We start from the raw sequence: 16,889 nt of genomic DNA, 5'->3' as shown, positions 1-16,889 counted from the left end.
GGCGGTAGGTCGTCGTGTTGAAAAATGAGCGGGCATTATGGCCAATGGGCGATGTCATGACCAGCAACATCGGCTACGATCTATCGATGAATTTTGATCTGATCATCGTTGGCCAGGGACTCGCCGGTTCGCTGTTGGCCTGGCGACTGCTGCAGCGGGGAGTCTCTGTGTTGGTGGTCGACAATGGCCATCGAAACGCATCCTCTCGTGCTGCCGCGGGGCTGATCAATCCGGTCACAGGGATGCGGCTGGTGAAGACGAGGGGTGTTGAGCAGCTGCTGCCCGCAGCACTCGACTGTTACGCTGAGCTGGAGCAGCAGTTTGGTGTGAAGCTCTACCATGCCAAACCGATGTTGCGCCTGTTTGCGAGTGAGCGTGAGGTCGAGGCGTGGCAGAAGCGCTATGCCGATCCCGACTACGCATCCTGGCTCGGCGAGCGGCTCACGTCAGCTGAGCTGCCAGCGGGGATTAAGGGTCCACTGGGGGGGTATATTCAGCCACAGAGTGGCTATCTTGATACCAACCTGTTGATGTGCACGTTACGCCACTGGCTACAACAGCAGGGTGCATGGCTTGAGTCGGAGATCGACTATGCTGAGATTGAGCCTCATACTGATGGCGTCTGCTGGCGTGATGTTTCTGCGCAGCGGCTGGTTTTCTGTGAGGGGTATCGGGTGATGGATAACCCCTGGTTCGGTTGGCTGCCACTACAGCCCGCCAAGGGTGAGATTTTAACGCTCAAGCCTGATCGACAACCGTTCGAGCTGATGGTTAACGCTGGCAAGTGGTTGATACCGCTTCACGATGGCAACTGGCGTCTGGGGGCTAGCTACGATCGGGAGCACTTCGATGAGGAGACGTCCGAGGAGGAGCGCGAGCGGCTACTGGCGTCGTTGAATGAGTTGCTTATCGATCCCCATGAGCTTGAGTTGATCAGCCACCGTGCCGGTGTGCGCTCAGGGACTCGCGATAAGATGCCGCTAATGGGTGTCCACCCAGAGCAGTCGCCGCTCTTCAGTTTTAACGGTTTTGGCTCCAAGGGTTCACTGTTGATTCCCTGGCATGGCGAACGAATGGCTGACTATCTGCTTGAAGGCCGGCCTTTGCCTGATACGGTTGATATCGCTCGCTACCAGACACTGTGCCACTGAGCAGTATGCAACTGGAGTGAGCTGAGTCTCGTAGATGGTTACCCGCCTATCACCTGATTGCGACCCGTCTCCTTGGCGCGGTAGAGATACTCATCGGCGACTTTGATCATTGCATCGATATTATCGGAGAGGCTCTCGGTAACGCCGACGCTAATGGTGAAATTGACGGGGCCGGCTTCGGTCTCAACGGTGGTCTGTTCAATGAGTGTGCGGAACGCCTCGAGTTGGTTCTCTGCATCGCCCAGCTCACTACCATCAAAGAGGATACAGAACTCCTCACCACCGAAGCGGGCCACCAGCTGATCCACACCAAACTGTTCATCAAGCAGTTCGGACATTCGTTTTAGTACGACATCACCGGCATCGTGGCCGAAACCGTCGTTGATCTTCTTGAAGTGGTCGATATCGACCATGGCGATTGAGAGAGGCGTGCCGTTATTCACCGCATCATGATAGCTCTCACGTCCCATCTCGAAGAAGTAACGACGATTGAAGAGGCGGGTCAGATAGTCGCGGTTGGCGGCATCTTTGATCGTATCGACATTCTCGATCGCCTCCATGTTCTGCATCACCCGGCAGTAAAACTCCTCGTGAGAGAAGGGCTTGGAAAGAAAGTCATTAGCACCATTTTTGATAAATTTGGCGGAAAGGGTGGGTGAGCCCTGACCGGAGAGCCCGATAATAGCCATCGCGTCTTTATCGAACTCCTTGCGAATGGTGGTGGTCAGTTCGAAACCGTCCATTACCGGCATGTTGTAGTCGGTGATCACCAGGCGGGTGTTGGGGTTGGCGTGCAGGGTAACCAGCGCCTGCTTGCCATCGGAGGCCTCGACCACATTGAAGTTGTGCTGGCGTAGCAGTGACTTAACAAAGCCACGTGCAGTCCTCGAATCATCAACCACCATCGCCGTGATGCGGCGGTTACGATCGAGGCGGCCGATCAGACGCATCACATAGTCATAGGAGTAACGACTCTCTTTGACCACATAGTCGACCACGTTCTTTTTCAGAATCTCTTCACGTTTGTTCTCGTCGAAGGTGGCGGTGAGAACAATCGCTGGAATGTTCTTTGCCAATACATGGTCAATCACCTCGCCACGGGGTGCATCGGGCAGGGTTAGATCGAGTATGGCGGCAAGGAAGTCGGTGTCACCGCCATCCATCAGTTCGATGGTATCGGCCATCGATTGGGTGACAACCGGTTCAAATCCAAGCTCCTTGCGCACCATATGGCTCAATACCTGAACCATCATCTTGCTGTCTTCTACGATTAAAATGCGTTCCATAGAGCTCACTTAAATGTTCTGCTGATAGTGATAACCGGGATGCGATGTACCGATACTAGTAGAGAACAGTATCACCGATGTGTGAGGAAATATAACGGTACGCACAGTGGTGATTTTTTGCGGTGCAGAAATGAGAGAGGGCCCTTGCGGGCCCTCTCAAACAACGGTATTCGGTGGTGTCTGATTAGTTGCCGGCAGCAACGGCCTCCAGCGCATCTTCGACGGCTCCGGGTGACTCCATGATATTCATGAAGCTGTTATCACCCATCATCTTAAGATCGGGGAAGTTCATCGCAATGCGGAACTTGGCCGAGAGGGCGTAGACCTTATTGCCCGAGACGACCAGCTCGTAGGGGAGGTGGGCACTGGAGCGAACACCCTTGAAGTCGATCTCGCTCATGATGTACTCATCGTCCTGGTAGGGTTTGCCGATCTTGTTGCCCTTCATAGCCACACCAAATACGGTCTCATCCTTGCCCGGAATGTCGACGCGGTAGACCTTGGTGATAGCGCTCTTGCCAGCAGCCAGACCCTTCTCTACAGCGGCCACGGCAGCTTTGTAGTTCTTGTGCTCAGCCAGCATGCTCGGATCATCGAAGTAGGGCATGCCAAACATGTAGTGGTACTTGCGCAGCTTCTTCGCCTTGAGGCCCTTTTTCGAACCGTAGACCTTCTTTGAACCGAGCGCCTTTTTCAGCGCAGTGCCGGTTGAGGTGAGCTCATCCTCCATGCGGTAGGCGTTAGACATGTAAATCGGGTTGGTATAGGCAACCTGCAGCTCACCGTTATGTTTGGTGACCGATACGCGCTGTACCGCGCCGTAGGCACCAAACTCAGACTGGGCAGCCGCTTTTTTCAGACCGCTGCTGGTGACAATGACGATGGTGGTGTCGGCATAGGGGGTGTAGTCGCCAACTACTTCAAAGCCGGCGCCTTTGAGCTTGCCCTTAACCTCGGCAACCTTGGTGGCCACATCGCCAGTGCCAGTCGAGGCGAGTACAAAGGGCTGTAGGCGTTCTGCAGCGTTTGCCGAAATGGCGATGGCAAGTCCAGCGATAGCCAGCAGTAGTTGTCGGAATAGTCTCATGATGTCCCTCCGGGTCATTCTTATTAGGTGTTGGTGAGTTGTTATGTTCTTTTCTGCAACGCAGCATACTCAGAAAGGCCGTTGCGGTATAGGTTTCTGATTAATATAAGTATTTGGTAATTAACTAACTTGGCTTGTCTGTTATTGGTGCGGTGGTGCGTCGCTCATGTGCGAATTGATGCAAAAGCGTGCGAATACGACCGATCATTTCTAGCAACACTCGGCTGTTGGCGTGGTCGGTGCTAGGATGGCGCAAAAATTGGCCGAAGAACGCAGCTGATACGCGGCTTCTGGCTTAACCGCAGCATGAGAAATAGGGTCTATGGTTAGGAAGCCTGCGCCTTGTTCCCTGAGCAGCCTGACAACAACAAACCGTTGAGAGTGAGCGATGAACTTTAAACCCCTTGAGAAGAGCAATCCCCGTGAAGATCTGACCGAACTGCCCGCACTGGGGCTCGGTTCGAAGGCGATCGCGGAGGATATTCGCCACTACTTCGCACGTACCCTGGGGCGTGACAAAAACTGTCGCTCTACTCACTACCCCTACGTGGCGTTGGCGCTCTCACTGCGAGACCGGCTGATGGATCGCTGGAAAAATACACGTTACGCCTACGATGAGCAGGATAGTCGCCGCTCCTACTACCTCTCAATGGAGTTCCTGATGGGGCGCACGCTAGGGAATGCGATGCTCAACCTCGGTATCACCGATAAGACCACCAAGGCGCTCTACACGCTCGGCCTGGAGCTGGAGGAGATCGCCGAGAGCGAACACGATGCGGGACTCGGCAACGGCGGACTGGGACGCCTGGCCGCCTGTTTTCTCGATAGCTGCGCCACCCTGCAGCTGCCGGTGAAGGGATATGGCATACGCTACGAGTACGGCATGTTCCGTCAGGATATCGATCAGGGTCATCAGATTGAAGAGCCCGACCACTGGCTGCGTGACGGCAACCCCTGGGAGCTGGAGCGACCCGAATATACCCAGCGGGTCCAGTTCGGTGGGCGCAGCGAGTTCTACAGTGACGCCAGCGGCAAGATGCGGGTGCGCTGGGTCGATACCCACGACGTGCTGGCGGTCCCCTACGATATTCCGATACCGGGCTACAAAAACGATACCGTTAACACCCTGCGGCTCTGGTCGGCCGATGCCACCGACGTGTTCGATCTCGATGAGTTCAACGCTGGTGACTACACCGAGTCAGTGGCCGCTAAAAATGCCGCTGAGAACATCACCATGGTGCTCTACCCCAATGATGCCAGTGAGAACGGTAAGGAGCTCAGGCTGCGCCAGCAGTACTTCCTCGCCTCGGCAAGCCTCAAGGATGTGATTCGCGACTGGTGCCGCCTGCATGGCGATGATTTCAGCCAGTTTGCTGCCAAGAGCTGCTTCCAGCTCAACGACACCCATCCCAGTATCTCGGTTGCTGAGCTGATGCGTCTATTAATGGATGAGCATGGTATGGACTGGGATCAGGCCTGGTCGATCACCAGCAGCAGTATGGCCTATACCAATCACACCCTGCTGCCCGAGGCGCTCGAGCGCTGGTCGGTTTCACTCTTTAAACAGCTACTTCCGCGTCTGCTGGAGATCATTTACGAGATCAACGCCCGCTTTATGGCTCAGGTGGCACAGCGTTGGCCGGGTGATAACGAGCGTATGCGCCGGATGTCGATTATCGAAGAGGGTGGGGATCCACAGATCCGCATGGCCTATCTTGCCATCGTCGGCAGCTTCTCCATCAATGGTGTTGCCGAACTCCACTCTCGGTTGCTTACCGAGGGACTCTTCAACGACTTCTATCAGCTCTGGCCGGAGCGTTTTAATAACAAGACCAACGGTGTCACCCAGCGTCGCTGGCTGGCCGGTTGTAACCGTCCACTCGGCGAGCTACTCAACGCGACCATCGGTGAGGGGTGGGTCTGTGATCTGCCGCAGCTCAAGCAGCTGATTCCGCATGCAGCAAAGGCGAAATTCCGCAAGCAGTGGCACGCAGTGAAGCAGCAGAACAAACAGCGTCTGGCCGATCTGGTTGAGGCCGACTGCGGGGTGCGTTTCGATACGGAGGCGATGTTTGATGTACAGGTGAAGCGCATCCATGAGTACAAGCGCCAGCTGCTCAACGTGCTGCATGTGATCCACCTCTACGACCGCATCAAGCGCGGCGATACCGATAACTGGACCCCGCGCTGCGTGTTGATCGGTGGCAAGGCGGCTCCCGGCTATCAGATGGCGAAACTGATCATCAAGCTGGTCAATAACGTCGCCAACGTGGTCAATAACGACCCCGATGTGGGTGACAAGCTCAAGCTTGCCTTTCTGCCTAACTATCGCGTCTCTGCGATGGAGATTATCGCCCCCGGTACCGATCTCTCTGAGCAGATATCGACCGCCGGTAAGGAGGCATCCGGCACCGGCAATATGAAGTTCATGATGAACGGTGCTGTGACCATCGGCACCCTGGATGGTGCCAATATCGAGATTCGCGAGGAGGCGGGCGATGATAACTTCTTCCTCTTCGGTCTCACCGCCGAGCAGGTTAACGAGCAGCGTGAAGGCTACGATCCGCAGTCGATTATTGAAAATGACGAGGCGTTCAGCCGTGTGATGCAGCTCCTGCGCTGTGGTCACTTCAGCCAGTTCGAACCGGGGCTCTTCGATCCGATCATCGGCTCGATCTCCAGCCCACACGATCCGTGGATGGTGGCGGCCGATTTCAGTAGCTATATCGAGGCGCAGCAGCGCGTCTCAGAGGCCTACAGGGATCAGGAACGCTGGACACGGATGAGCATTATCAACAGCGCTACCAGCGGTAAGTTCTCCACCGATCGCACCATGCTCGAGTACAACGAACAGATCTGGAAGCTGGAGATGGTGCCGCCGCTGCCGCTCAACGGTAAGTAGGCCTGCAGTACGGCGCGGCTTGCGTATAATGGCCGCTCACTAACTTCCAGATGTCACGGTAAAGAATATGTCAGATTCGAGCAGCAATGATATGAAGATCAGCAAAGACCGCGTGGTACAGCTCAAGTACTCCGCTTTTGAGAAAGAGGTGCCAGGTCAGGGTAAGGCGCTCGAGATGCACGATATGGTCTTCTATCTACACGGTGGTCACGGTGGTGTCTTTGCCAAGGTCGAGGAGACACTGGAGGGGCATGTGGCCGGTGACAAGATCGAGCTAAGCCTCACACCCGAAGAGGGTTACGGCGAGCGCGACGAGTCGATGATGATCGCCGCACCTGCTGAGGAGTTCCCGCCGCAGGCACAGGAGATTGGTGCCGGGCTCGAGGCGCACGGCCCCGATGGCGAGGTGGTCTCCTTTGTAGTGACACGCATCGAGAACGGCATGATTACGGTTGATGGAAACCACGGTCTGGCGGGCAAGGATCTCAATCTGAGGCTCGAAGTGGTCAGTGTGCGCGAGGCAAGCGAGCAGGAGCTGAAGGTAGGCGACGCGCTACCCACTGCCGATGCTGCCAACCAGAACACGATGCACTGAGCACCACGTAGATTTCCATTTGTGGACACATCGGGTAGATTCGACCCGAGACTAAAACAGCCTTAAAGAGAGCGAGAGAGATGGCCGAGACAATTGATGAACTGACGATCAGCTACACCGAAGATGGTATCGAGACGACCAAAGAGCTCGATAAGAAGGTGCTCTCCAAGGGCGCCTGGTCGACCATCATCTACCGTTATCAGGACTGGAACCGGAGCAAGGAGGAGTACGGTCCCGAAAAGTACACCATCCGTCGCTACCAGAAGCGTAATGGCGAATATATGCAGAAGTCGAAGTTCAATATCTCCAGCAAGGATCAGGCAAAGTCGGTTATTGAGGCGTTGCAGGGTTGGACCGAGGATTGATTCAGAAAGACGGCTGCAGGTAGTAGACAGCCGTAGTAGCCCGGATGGAGCATAGCGAAATCCGGGGGGGCAATGATGCTCGGGTTACGTTTCACTCCATCCGGGGCATCATTAATAGAACTGACAAGCGGCCCGGAAGGCATGATGCCCTTCGGGCCGTTTCTCTTTATGCGCCGAACAGCTTGCCGAAGGCAGCAGCCAGCTTCTCCGAGCGCTCAGGATCGCGCAGTCGCTGCAATAGCGGTTCACGCAGGCCGGGAATATAGAGTAGGTCACTCATAATGGCGTTAAAGCCTGCCTCGCCGGCGCTATTCTCCGCCAATGCATCAAGATAACTCACAGCCAAAGTGGGCTCTTTCAAATCATTCCAGCAACGCCCGGCGATTGCCGCCAGAAGCTCAATATCTGTGCCCTGGGATGAGTTCAAAAGTCGTCGCAGCAAAGCGCGGCGCCGATCACTATCGGGGCTGGTAGAGAGTCCACGCACAGAGGCGACCAGCAGAGCGATATCGATTTCATCACCAGCCAGTTCAGCGTCGGCACGGGCCTCAATCGCAGCAGCGATGCTCTCGCCTGGTGCCTCGCTCTCAATCGCAATAACCACTGCACTGAAGGGTTGGTTTGGTAGATGCGGTAGCGCCTTGGCAAGCAGCGTGCTGTTGTCGCCCTCATCGAGACGAGAAGCGAGATCGGCGATTCCCTGTAGACCGACAAAGGCCCACTGATCGAAACCGGCTTCACCACTGAAGTAGCTGTGGGCGTGTTCAAAAAAACGTGAGGGTGGTTGATCGAGCTGTTTCAGCGCCTTGGCATGGAACAGTGCCATTGTCTCTTCACGTGGTTTGATGCCATAGGGGCTCTCACTCAGGGCGCTACCGACTTCGTCACTGGCGTGGGCAGTACCAAACGCCTCGACCAGCTGTGAGAGGAAGTCGTCTCGTGCCGCCTGGTTGAGCTTGCTCTGCTCATCGAGTGGAAACTTGAGAAACCAGACGAAATGCTCTTCGCGATTGTCGGGATTCCAGCCGAGTATGGCGAGCCAGGCGTGTTGCTTGAGCGGGTAGAGGTAGGGCGCGATACACGCCTCGAACTGCTCAAACTGAATACGTTCTATGGCATGCACGCCGCGTCCGATATCGAACGCCTGATAGTCGTAGCGGCCGCTCTCAAGCAGGCCGCCGATGGTGACTGCGGCTTCAGCCATCCTGCTGCTGACGACGCTGATTACCCTCATTGACCTTGATGTTGCGGCCCATGAATTCGTAACCGTCGAGCTTCTTGATCGCCTTGCGCGCCGACTTTTCATCCATCTCGATAAAGCCGAAACCGCGAGGGCGGCGGGTGGCACGGTCGGTCATGATGCGTACTGAGCGAACCTCGCCATATTTTCCAAACAGTGCCTTGAGCTCATCACGACTCGCCTTGTAGGCGAGGTTGCCGACGAAGATTGAGAGTGGCTCTCCACCGCCACTCTTGCCGTTGGTATCACTGCTCGCTTCAATTTCGATGGAGGTGAGCAGCACAGAGATGATCGATGCGGCGGCGGCCAGCAGTGCGGCGAGCTGGGCGCTGTCACCCTGGCTGGCGCTGAGTGCAGGGTAAATGAAGTAAACAATAATACCGAGCAGAGCGGAGAAGATGATGATCTTGGTTAGGATGCTGGAGAAGCTGTTGTTGAATTTCATTGCTGTTAAATGCCTTGTAACTGTCTGTCGCTAGTGTGGCCTAGCGGGCCAAAAAATTATCCGTGAGGATGTCAGTGGTACCGACTATCAGCGGGTATCGATTATGTGGTCTCTGTACGAGTGAGGCTCAAGGGGTGCAGAGATGAGGTGGTGGCTGTGAGTCGGTAAAAATGCCAAGCCGATTATCCAGATATACCGGGTTGTCGCAACAGGGTTCTTTAGTACGCTGTTTTTGCCAATGGCCAAGCTACACGCTACTGTAGCGGCCCGCCCGTAGGGGTCATGAGCTGTTATTAACCATGCCTGAATCAAAGCCGCTGTTACTCTCCATCTATGAGCTGGGAGGCTACCCTAATTTTGTACCGCTCTATCAAAAACTCGGTTTTGAAGTCGAGGTGCTCACCTCCGGACGTAAGGCGGTCGCCTTTCTGAAAAAGCGAGCCCCTGAAGTCGTGGTGGCGGTGTTGCAGCGCAATCCACAGATCCGAGTAGTCGTTTTTTATGAACGTGAGTTGGAGGAGAAGCTGGATCTGTTGCGTGGACGTTTCTCAAATTTCACTGCGATGGGTCTGCCTGTTGAGCCAGAGGCGTTGGAGAAGTTGTTGCAGTCTGGATCGAGCAGTTAGGGGAAGGCGATTTCGCCGTCCTCAATATGGAAATTCCCAGCCCCCTTCTCATCCTGGACCATCAGTGGATGACCGGCGATGATCAGGTGTGCACCGGAGAAGGTGTGCTGTGAAACATCTACCGAAGCCTTCTCACACCCTTTGACCTTATCCAGTATCTCCTTCTGCATCTTGGCAAGGCTGGAAATCTCACCACGTACCTTGTTGTAGGCCTTCTTGACCTGAACAAAACGGTTGTCGGTCTGTGGTGTCTTATTGTTGGTCAGATAGTTGATGATCGTGACCAGCTTGTGTTTCTCCTCAAGTTTGCTGCTGAGCAGGTCGGAGAGCGCCTCGTATGAGCGTTTGGTGTCGGGCGCAAAACCGACCTCGATCTCGGTATGGGGGTTGGCGCTGGAGCCAATATTTTTGGCAACAATACGGTTGTTAGCCCGTGTTCGACCACCCAAAATATTGCCCCGTTTTGATTTGTCATTACCGACGATGACCTCGTTGCCAGCACTCACCTCGCTGTGGGCAATCAGCTCGTCAACAACGACGCTGGTGCCAGCGGTAACGCGATAGTTTTCAATAAAACGGGTGTGGATAGTACCGTTACAACGGATGAATTCGTGGTCGTCTTGTTCGGCCTGGTTGTCGATCTCCTGTTCGGGTTTCTGGTGGCCGATTACGCCCTTGGCAATATGGATATCACCGCCAGCCTCGAGTGCCGCTGCTTCACACATTCCGGAGACGACAATGTCGCCACTCGCCTTAAGGTGCATCAAGGGGGCAACATCGCCCTCGACGGCTATGTTGCCATCGAAGTCGACGTTACCGGTGGAGAGATCGATGGTCTTGACGGTCAGTACCGGCTCAACATTAACGCCGTGATCAACCAGAATCGGTTGGCCACCAATGGTGGCGAGCAGAATGTCGGGATCCTCAGTCGAGATCTCAACGCCGTCGAGGCAGGCATCGTAGGGGATCTCCTTGCCTGCAGCAGGTCGAATCGAGAGTCCCTTAATGTTGGTGCCAGGGGTGCCGGCTGTCGGTGGGTCACGCCTCATTAGTTTGTCGCCACGGCTGACGGTGATGATGATGTTGAGATCACGATAGTCCACCGTCCCGTCTTCACGGATTTTCGGACCGCGACGGTGGATGTCGGGGGTCAGGGTGACAAACTGGCTATCATCGCCGTCAATGGGAGGGGTTCCTTCAGCAATTAACAGCGCTTCGCACTCTCCCTCAGTGAGCGCATTTTTAATCGTATCTATATCGATACCGAAGTTGATCTCCTGCTGCTTGAGTGCCAACTCGACGTCAAGCATGGCGATCTGTTTACCGCCGGCGGCAGGAGTGATTGTGAGGGTGGCGCTCATCTCATCTTCGTCAGTGGAGACCAGGGCCTCACCATCGACGCGCTCGGCAACCTCAAACTCCTCAAAATCTTCATCGTCCAGATCTGCGGTGGTTGGTGGGGGTGTCTTTGTATCGGTCGCCTCAGTTATCTCTTCGGCAGGTTGTTCATTGATTGATGCTTCGTTGTCTGGTGCTGTTTCCTGTTCATCGGATCTCTTGTCAATTGATATAGCATCTTCTTCGTCCGATTCAGCTTCTACAGATTCCTCATCAGGATCGATTGCTTCATGTTCGGCAGATGCCTCTGAATGGAGGGTTGGTGGTTCAATCTCTGCATCTGCATCTGCATCTGCATCTGCTTCAGGCTCAGGCTCAGGCTCAGGAGGAGGGGTGAGTAGTTGTTCAATACCCTCTTCGAGGAGATGCAGCTCACCGAAGCCGTTATCGGCAAGTGCTTTCAGTAGCGTGTCGCGGGTGGGGAGTTGTGGATCGTCACCGATGGGTTTGAGCGCAGCGAGTACTCGTCCCTGCCGCTCACGCAGCAAGATCTCGTAGTTACCCGCCTCCATCTTCGCCTGTTCGCTCATTCAGCCCTCCAAGGCCTCGAACTATTTGATTTTATTGTATTAGCGGCTGGAATAGAGGTTAATTGAGCGGACGCGCTGTGTCGAGTCAGGCATCGAGATCTGGGATCAGCATGCTTTCGAGTTTGGAGATGTAGTCTTTGAGCTGCAGTTTACGTTTTTTCATTCGACGCAGCTGCAGTTGATCTGCGTGGGGACGTTCGGAGAGGACCATGATGGCGGTGTCGAGATCGTGATGCTCAAGGCGGAGCTCATCGAGTTTCAACAGCAGTGTCTCTCTATCCTGACTTTCCATGATCTTCGCTATCTGTGCGGTGGACCGAAACTACACAATAGCAGAGATAATCCACACGACCTAACGGGTTAGTTGATGCGGAGGTTGCGCTTATACTCAGGGCATGAAACGTTCGCACATAACAGAAGCTGCTACCCCACGATGGCTTGTCTATAGCGTCTGGTTAATTCTGCTTGGTTTGCTGACCTACGTCTTTAATGGCTGGTTAGAGCAGGGTGATAATCCGAACCAGTCCGTTGAGGTGATGGAGTACCGGGATGGTGTTCGTGAAGCGAAGCTGCAACGCAACCGTCATGGTCACTATGTGGTCAATGGTGAGATCAACGATCATCCAGTGACCTTTATGCTCGATACCGGAGCAAGTGATATTTCAATTCCTGCTGAGGTTGCCAGTGCCATCGGTCTGCGTCGTGGTGCCGAGCGCCGATACCACACTGCTAACGGCACGATCACTGCCTACACAACTCGACTCGAGAGTGTTTCGATCGGTGCGATTCGTCTCGATGGACTGCGCGCCTCAATTAACCCGCATATGAAGGGTGAAGGCATACTGCTCGGTATGAACTTCCTCAAGCAGATTGAGTTTAGCCAGCGTGGAAATCAGCTCACCCTGCGCCAATATCCCGAACCGCAGTAGTGAGCAGTTGAAATACACCTCACAAAAGAGAAGGCCCCGCATTGCGGGGCCTTCTCTTTTTAATCGCGCTAGCGTTAAGCGTTATTCACCACTCTGCTGTTGCTGCATCCAGGGTGGCATCATCGGCTGACCATAACCGTAGGGACGCGGTGCGTAGTAGGACGGTGCGCCGTAAGGGTAGGGTGAGTAGGCTGTGGTTGAAGTGCTACCACTGGTGCTGCCAGTCGTTGAACCGCTGCCGGAGGTACCAGCCGAAGCGCTCGCCGCAGGTGCCGAGCTATCGGTTGTCGCAGGCTCAGAGAACTGACGATTAAAGCCCCAGGGCATTGATGCTGGGTTGGTCGGAGCGCTGGAGGCGTCTTGGGTTGGTGCATCGCTGCTAGCGGCAGGAGCGGATGCCGCCGAGTCTGCTGCGGGTGCTGCAGTTGCCTCAGTGGCGCTGCTGCTCTCTTCGGTGCTCTCTGCTGCTGCGGTAGCTGCCTCTGTTCTTGCGGCTGAATCTTCGGTAGCCGGTGCAGTGGCGGTCGCCGCATCACCGGTAGTTGCCGCAGGCGCGGCACCCTCAGTGGCGAGACCCTTGATGTAGAGGAAGCCACCAACAAAGATGACGGTCATGATTGCGGCCCAGGGCCAGAAACGGTGTGGGGGTTGAGGGCGGCGTGTCATCGCAGTGTTAACCTTTGGTTTGGGGGCTGGTTCGGCAGCCGGTGTAGGTTCGGGGGCAGGTGCTGGGGTGGCTTCAGCGGCGGCAGCTGCTGCAGGTGCAGCGGCTTTCTTCTTAGGCGCGGCCTTTTTCTTGGGTGCAGCCTTCTTTTTGGCGGCGGCCTTTTTCTTAGGTGCAACCTTCTTTTTGGAGGCGGCTTTTTTCTTGGGCGCGGCCTTCTTTTTAGGTGTTGCAGCAGCCTCTTCAGCGGGTGCTTCTGTTGGGTTGTCGTTACTATTTTCTGCCATGGTTTTCGACTCCTGAATAAGCGACTGATGCAACCAGGTCTGGAGGAGCGAAGATCGTACGGTTCGCTGAAGAACCTTGCCGCGAAATTGTTTGAACCTGACATGGTATCACATGCTCGCGCGATGGCTAGCATGTCATGATCTGTTACTCGGCATTACTCTTCGCTGCACTGATCTGGATCAATTGGGCAACGGTTTCGGGGTCGAGGTCGATGCCAGCAGGCCAGCCCGGATTGATCGCCATGCCTACGCCGCTACCGATGCGCTCCAGGATCCAGGGCAGCTCGACGAGCAGGCCACCGCGATAGTCGGGCAGATCTGCGGTGAAATTCTTGGAGCGGTCGGGAGAGGTGAAGAGGATCAGGATGATGTTGCCCTCCTCATCCTCCATGCGCAGCGGATCGGCGTTGCTGGAGGTCTGTAGTCCCTCAACCTGCTGATGCTCTTTGATCGGCATATAGAGCTGTTCGTCGAGCAGTTCGAGCAGGAACTGTTCGCCCAGCATACGCCCTTCCTGGGCATCTAACAGCTTCTGTTCGAGGGTGTTGTGGGGTTCAAATGTTTCAGTCATGGTGCGCTTGGGTCCGTTAAAGTTGCGTGAATCGTGCTGCATCACGATGTGTAACGCAACCCCACGTCTACTAGGGGCAGTGGTACGACTGCGCATGATTCTTGGGGCCGGAATTGTAGGGCCTGGTAACTCGATGCGAATGCCCAGCGACATCGCCATTTATCTGCATGACAAGGCGCATCAAGCGTGGCGTACTTGCCGTACACGAGCGAAGATGCAACGCTGTCATGCAGATAAATGGCATGTCCCGAAGGGTTGGCCCTCTTGTTCGGTCATACGTCGTTACGCATCGCTTATTTGGAATAACCAAACTGCACTCTGCGTGCCTAGCCTGGCCAGACAAGAGGGTCAACGCTGAGTATACGCATCGAGTTACCAGGCCCAGGATTGTGCAGCTGCAAATCTAAGGAACACGCACTATGAAAATCGGAACCCCGCTATCAGCAAACGCCACCCGTGTGATGCTGCTCGGCAGTGGTGAGCTCGGCAAGGAGGTGATTATCGCCCTGCAACGTTTCGGTGTTGAGGTGATCGCCGCTGATCGCTACGCCGATGCGCCGGGCCATCAGGTCGCCCATCGTGCCCATGTGATCGACATGACCGATGGTGCCGCGCTGCGTGCTCTGGTCGAGCAGGAGCGGCCACAGATTATCGTGCCTGAGATCGAGGCGATTGCCACCGATATGTTGGCTGAAATTGAGGCCGATGGGCTGGTCACGGTGATCCCCAAAGCGCGTGCTACCCAGTTGACGATGAACCGCGAGGGGATTCGCTGCATGGTTGCCGAGGAGTTGGGATTGCCGACCTCGGGTTACGCCTTTGCCGACAGTTTCGATGAACTGCAGGCGGCGATTGATGCTGGCGTTGGTTATCCCTGTGTGATCAAACCGGTGATGTCCTCCTCCGGTAAGGGGCAGTCGACGGTGCGCAACGCCGAGGAGCTGGCGCAGGCGTGGGAGTACGCTGCCAGCGGTGCGCGGGTCGATAGCGGACGGGTGATTGTCGAGGCGTTTGGCGATTTTGTCTATGAGATCACCCTGCTGACGGTGCGTTCACTGAATGGTGACGGTGAGGTCGAAACCAGTTTCTGTGAACCGATCGGTCATCGCCAGGAGCAGGGAGACTACGTTGAGAGCTGGCAACCGCAGCCGATGAGCAGCGCGGCACTGGATCGGGCACGTGAGATCGCGCTCAAGGTGACCGACAATCTGGGAGGATTGGGTCTGTTCGGTGTGGAGCTCTTTATCGATGCCGAGGACCGGGTCTACTTCAGCGAGGTGAGTCCACGCCCCCACGATACCGGTATGGTCACAATGGTCACCCAGCAGCAGAACGAATTCGAACTCCACGCACGCGCCATACTGGGTTTGCCGGTTGATACCTCGCTGCGCACACCGGGTGCCAGCGCGGTGATCTATGGGGGTGTTGAGGCGAAGGGGATCGCCTTCGAGGGGCTGGAGGGGGCGCTCGCGACACCGTGTAGCGAGGTGAGGCTGTTTGGAAAACCGGAGTCCTATCTACGCCGACGCATGGGCGTTGCGCTGGTCTACGATGAGAGTGTCGAGCTGGCGCGAACCACCGCCAGGCAGGTCGCCGGCAAGGTTCGGCCGACCACCGACTAGATCAAATAGTTAAGCGGCGGGAGCGACGACCAGTGAGCCGTTGGCCACGCCGATGGTCAGCTCACCGGAGAGTACCCGGCGCAGCTCATCACCGATCAGCTGCTTGCGCCAACCGCGCATCAACTCAATATCTTCACTGCCCATTACCAGCTGCTGGAGCTGTTTGCGTGGCGCCAGCTGAGTTGGGCTGAGCTGCTGCTCGGCGGCGCGCAGATGGACCACGGCATTGAGCAGGTCGACCAGCGCCTCCTGCTCAATGCTCGGCTTGCTCGGTTTCTTGAATGCCGGTAACGGCTTCGGCTCGTTTTCACGCGACGCCTTGATCAGATCGAGTATCGACTTACCGTAGCGTTTCACCAGCCGTTCATGCAGACCACGGATGCGTGCCAGACTCTCCATGTCGTCTGGGGTCATGCGTGCGATATCACCCAGTGCGTCATCACGCATCAGTCGGTTGCGGGGGCGGTTGTCGTTCTGTGCGGTCTGCTCGCGCCACTGCGCCAGCGCCTGCAGTACCGCCAGCTGTACGCCACGAAACTTGTTGATCATCTTTATGCGCAGCCACGCCTTCTCGGGCGCATTGACGTAAAGGGCGGGATCGCTGAGGGCAGTGAAATCATCATCGAGCCACGCCAGTCGACCGCGCTCCTCAAGCTCACTGCGTAGCTCTGGGTAGAGGGCGCAGAGGTGGATAACATCGTTAGCCGCATACTGCTGCTCCGCCTCGGAGAGTGGGCGGTGGGTCCAGTCGGCACGAGTATGGCTTTTGTCGACACTGATGTTGAGGCGCTTCTCCACCAGTGAGGCGTAGCCGATCTGCTCCTGATAACCGAGCAGCGGTGCAGCGATCTGGGTATCGAAGATTGGAGCGGGTAGCTCACCGCGCATGTGGAAGAGAATCTCCAGATCCTGGCGACAGGCGTGCAGCACCTTGGTGACCTTGGGGTCGTAGAGCAGGTCGAGCAGTGGATCGAGGTTGTCGAGTGCCAGCGGGTCGACCAGTGCAGCGAGTCCCGGTATGCCGACCTGCAGCAGGCAGAGTTTGGGGTAGTAGGTGGTCTCGCGCATGAACTCGGTGTCAATGGCGATCCACTCGGCACCACTGAGGCGGTTGCAGAGATCGGTAAGCGCGGCGGGGGTCTCTATATATAGGGTATCCATGGTCCGGCAGGATACCGTATGGAGGGGGGC

16 protein-coding genes are annotated in these 16,889 nt (G+C 56.0%); 7 read left to right on the top strand and 9 right to left on the bottom strand.

Going from position 1 to position 16,889, the window contains the following annotated elements; genetic code table 11:
* Nucleotides 1–14: 14 nt before the first annotated feature.
* A complete protein-coding gene (locus tag BOW52_RS05750) occupies nucleotides 15–1,151 on the top strand; it encodes an NAD(P)/FAD-dependent oxidoreductase (protein WP_135622088.1) in 1,137 nt (378 codons plus the stop codon).
* 38 nt (nucleotides 1,152–1,189) lie between these two features.
* On the opposite strand, the gene BOW52_RS05745 is transcribed toward BOW52_RS05750, so the two are convergent.
* The gene (locus tag BOW52_RS05745) at nucleotides 1,190–2,437 is read right to left on the bottom strand and encodes a diguanylate cyclase (RefSeq protein WP_078483138.1); all 1,248 of its coding nucleotides are present in this window, start codon (nucleotides 2,435–2,437) and stop codon (nucleotides 1,190–1,192) included.
* A 184-nt stretch (nucleotides 2,438–2,621) separates the two neighbouring features.
* Entirely contained in the window at nucleotides 2,622–3,524 is a 903-nt protein-coding gene (locus BOW52_RS05740) for a hypothetical protein (RefSeq protein WP_078483137.1), read from the bottom strand.
* A 388-nt stretch (nucleotides 3,525–3,912) separates the two neighbouring features.
* On the opposite strand from BOW52_RS05740, the gene BOW52_RS05735 reads away from it, so the two are divergent.
* The 3 genes from BOW52_RS05735 to BOW52_RS05725 all read left to right on the top strand — a co-directional run bounded on the left by BOW52_RS05735 (nucleotide 3,913) and on the right by BOW52_RS05725 (nucleotide 7,386).
* On the top strand, nucleotides 3,913–6,426 hold the full coding sequence (locus BOW52_RS05735; RefSeq protein ID WP_078483136.1) for a glycogen/starch/alpha-glucan phosphorylase: 2,514 nt from the start codon (nucleotides 3,913–3,915) through the stop codon (nucleotides 6,424–6,426).
* Nucleotides 6,427–6,517: 91 nt separating this feature from the next.
* Nucleotides 6,518–7,021, top strand: a complete 504-nt coding sequence (locus tag BOW52_RS05730; RefSeq protein WP_135622086.1) for an FKBP-type peptidyl-prolyl cis-trans isomerase — start codon at nucleotides 6,518–6,520, stop codon at nucleotides 7,019–7,021.
* An 80-nt stretch (nucleotides 7,022–7,101) separates the two neighbouring features.
* Nucleotides 7,102–7,386, top strand: coding sequence for a hypothetical protein (locus BOW52_RS05725; protein WP_078483134.1), 285 nt, complete (start codon nucleotides 7,102–7,104; stop codon nucleotides 7,384–7,386).
* Nucleotides 7,387–7,552: 166 nt separating this feature from the next.
* Here BOW52_RS05725 and BOW52_RS05720 read toward each other — a convergent pair whose 3' ends face one another.
* Nucleotides 7,553–8,590, bottom strand: coding sequence for a DUF3549 family protein (locus tag BOW52_RS05720; protein ID WP_172840194.1), 1,038 nt, complete (start codon nucleotides 8,588–8,590; stop codon nucleotides 7,553–7,555).
* Nucleotides 8,583–9,071, bottom strand: coding sequence for an RNA recognition motif domain-containing protein (locus BOW52_RS05715; RefSeq protein WP_078483132.1), 489 nt, complete (start codon nucleotides 9,069–9,071; stop codon nucleotides 8,583–8,585). The genes BOW52_RS05720 and BOW52_RS05715 overlap by 8 nt, the downstream gene beginning before the upstream one ends.
* 299 nt (nucleotides 9,072–9,370) lie before the next feature.
* On the opposite strand from BOW52_RS05715, the gene BOW52_RS05710 reads away from it, so the two are divergent.
* Complete coding sequence (locus BOW52_RS05710) at nucleotides 9,371–9,697, top strand: Clp protease/crotonase-like domain-containing protein (RefSeq protein WP_078483131.1); 327 nt, start codon at nucleotides 9,371–9,373, stop codon at nucleotides 9,695–9,697.
* Here BOW52_RS05710 and BOW52_RS05705 read toward each other — a convergent pair.
* Nucleotides 9,694–11,625, bottom strand: coding sequence for a DUF342 domain-containing protein (locus BOW52_RS05705; protein ID WP_078483130.1), 1,932 nt, complete (start codon nucleotides 11,623–11,625; stop codon nucleotides 9,694–9,696). The two genes, BOW52_RS05710 and BOW52_RS05705, sit on opposite strands and share 4 nt — an antisense overlap.
* 85 nt (nucleotides 11,626–11,710) lie before the next feature.
* Nucleotides 11,711–11,917 (bottom strand): YdcH family protein, encoded by a 207-nt coding sequence (locus BOW52_RS05700; RefSeq protein ID WP_078483129.1) that lies wholly within the window; start codon nucleotides 11,915–11,917, stop codon nucleotides 11,711–11,713.
* Nucleotides 11,918–12,020: 103 nt separating this feature from the next.
* Here BOW52_RS05700 and BOW52_RS05695 point away from each other — a divergent pair, with 103 nt between their 5' ends.
* On the top strand, nucleotides 12,021–12,554 hold the full coding sequence (locus tag BOW52_RS05695) for a retropepsin-like aspartic protease family protein (protein ID WP_078483128.1): 534 nt from the start codon (nucleotides 12,021–12,023) through the stop codon (nucleotides 12,552–12,554).
* Nucleotides 12,555–12,635: 81 nt separating this feature from the next.
* Here BOW52_RS05695 and BOW52_RS05690 read toward each other — a convergent pair whose 3' ends face one another.
* Nucleotides 12,636–13,505, bottom strand: a complete 870-nt coding sequence (locus tag BOW52_RS05690) for a hypothetical protein (RefSeq protein ID WP_135622084.1) — start codon at nucleotides 13,503–13,505, stop codon at nucleotides 12,636–12,638.
* 145 nt (nucleotides 13,506–13,650) lie between these two features.
* Complete coding sequence (locus BOW52_RS05685; RefSeq protein WP_174672570.1) at nucleotides 13,651–14,076, bottom strand: SseB family protein; 426 nt, start codon at nucleotides 14,074–14,076, stop codon at nucleotides 13,651–13,653.
* Between the two features lie 419 nt (nucleotides 14,077–14,495).
* Here BOW52_RS05685 and purT point away from each other — a divergent pair, with 419 nt between their 5' ends.
* The gene (purT, locus tag BOW52_RS05680; protein WP_078483125.1) at nucleotides 14,496–15,698 is read left to right on the top strand and encodes a formate-dependent phosphoribosylglycinamide formyltransferase; all 1,203 of its coding nucleotides are present in this window, start codon (nucleotides 14,496–14,498) and stop codon (nucleotides 15,696–15,698) included.
* Nucleotides 15,699–15,707: 9 nt separating this feature from the next.
* On the opposite strand, the gene rnd is transcribed toward purT, so the two are convergent.
* Nucleotides 15,708–16,859: a ribonuclease D gene (gene rnd, locus BOW52_RS05675; RefSeq protein ID WP_078483124.1), complete on the bottom strand. Its 1,152-nt coding sequence runs from the start codon at nucleotides 16,857–16,859 to the stop codon at nucleotides 15,708–15,710.
* Nucleotides 16,860–16,889: the final 30 nt, after the last annotated feature.

Origin of the sequence: Solemya pervernicosa gill symbiont, assembly GCF_002020875.1 — a bacterium.
In the GTDB taxonomy this organism is placed as follows: domain Bacteria; phylum Pseudomonadota; class Gammaproteobacteria.
The sequence above is the reverse complement of the archived record's forward strand: the minus strand, read 5'-3'. Positions and strand labels throughout refer to the sequence as shown.

Bases quoted from the DNA above. Each gene is read 5' to 3' on its own strand.
- BOW52_RS05710 (WP_078483131.1), top strand. From the start codon at position 9,371: ATGCCTGAATCAAAGCCGCTGTTACTCTCCATCTATGAGCTGGGAGGC.
- BOW52_RS05690 (WP_135622084.1), bottom strand. From the start codon at position 13,505: ATGGCAGAAAATAGTAACGACAACCCAACAGAAGCACCCGCTGAAGAG.
- BOW52_RS05715 (WP_078483132.1), bottom strand. From the start codon at position 9,071: ATGAAATTCAACAACAGCTTCTCCAGCATCCTAACCAAGATCATCATC.
- BOW52_RS05695 (WP_078483128.1), top strand. From the start codon at position 12,021: ATGAAACGTTCGCACATAACAGAAGCTGCTACCCCACGATGGCTTGTC.
- BOW52_RS05720 (WP_172840194.1), bottom strand. From the start codon at position 8,590: ATGGCTGAAGCCGCAGTCACCATCGGCGGCCTGCTTGAGAGCGGCCGC.
- BOW52_RS05745 (WP_078483138.1), bottom strand. From the start codon at position 2,437: ATGGAACGCATTTTAATCGTAGAAGACAGCAAGATGATGGTTCAGGTA.
- BOW52_RS05705 (WP_078483130.1), bottom strand. From the start codon at position 11,625: ATGAGCGAACAGGCGAAGATGGAGGCGGGTAACTACGAGATCTTGCTG.
- purT (WP_078483125.1), top strand. From the start codon at position 14,496: ATGAAAATCGGAACCCCGCTATCAGCAAACGCCACCCGTGTGATGCTG.
- rnd (WP_078483124.1), bottom strand. From the start codon at position 16,859: ATGGATACCCTATATATAGAGACCCCCGCCGCGCTTACCGATCTCTGC.
- BOW52_RS05700 (WP_078483129.1), bottom strand. From the start codon at position 11,917: ATGGAAAGTCAGGATAGAGAGACACTGCTGTTGAAACTCGATGAGCTC.
- BOW52_RS05730 (WP_135622086.1), top strand. From the start codon at position 6,518: ATGAAGATCAGCAAAGACCGCGTGGTACAGCTCAAGTACTCCGCTTTT.
- BOW52_RS05740 (WP_078483137.1), bottom strand. From the start codon at position 3,524: ATGAGACTATTCCGACAACTACTGCTGGCTATCGCTGGACTTGCCATC.
- BOW52_RS05685 (WP_174672570.1), bottom strand. From the start codon at position 14,076: ATGACTGAAACATTTGAACCCCACAACACCCTCGAACAGAAGCTGTTA.
- BOW52_RS05735 (WP_078483136.1), top strand. From the start codon at position 3,913: ATGAACTTTAAACCCCTTGAGAAGAGCAATCCCCGTGAAGATCTGACC.
- BOW52_RS05725 (WP_078483134.1), top strand. From the start codon at position 7,102: ATGGCCGAGACAATTGATGAACTGACGATCAGCTACACCGAAGATGGT.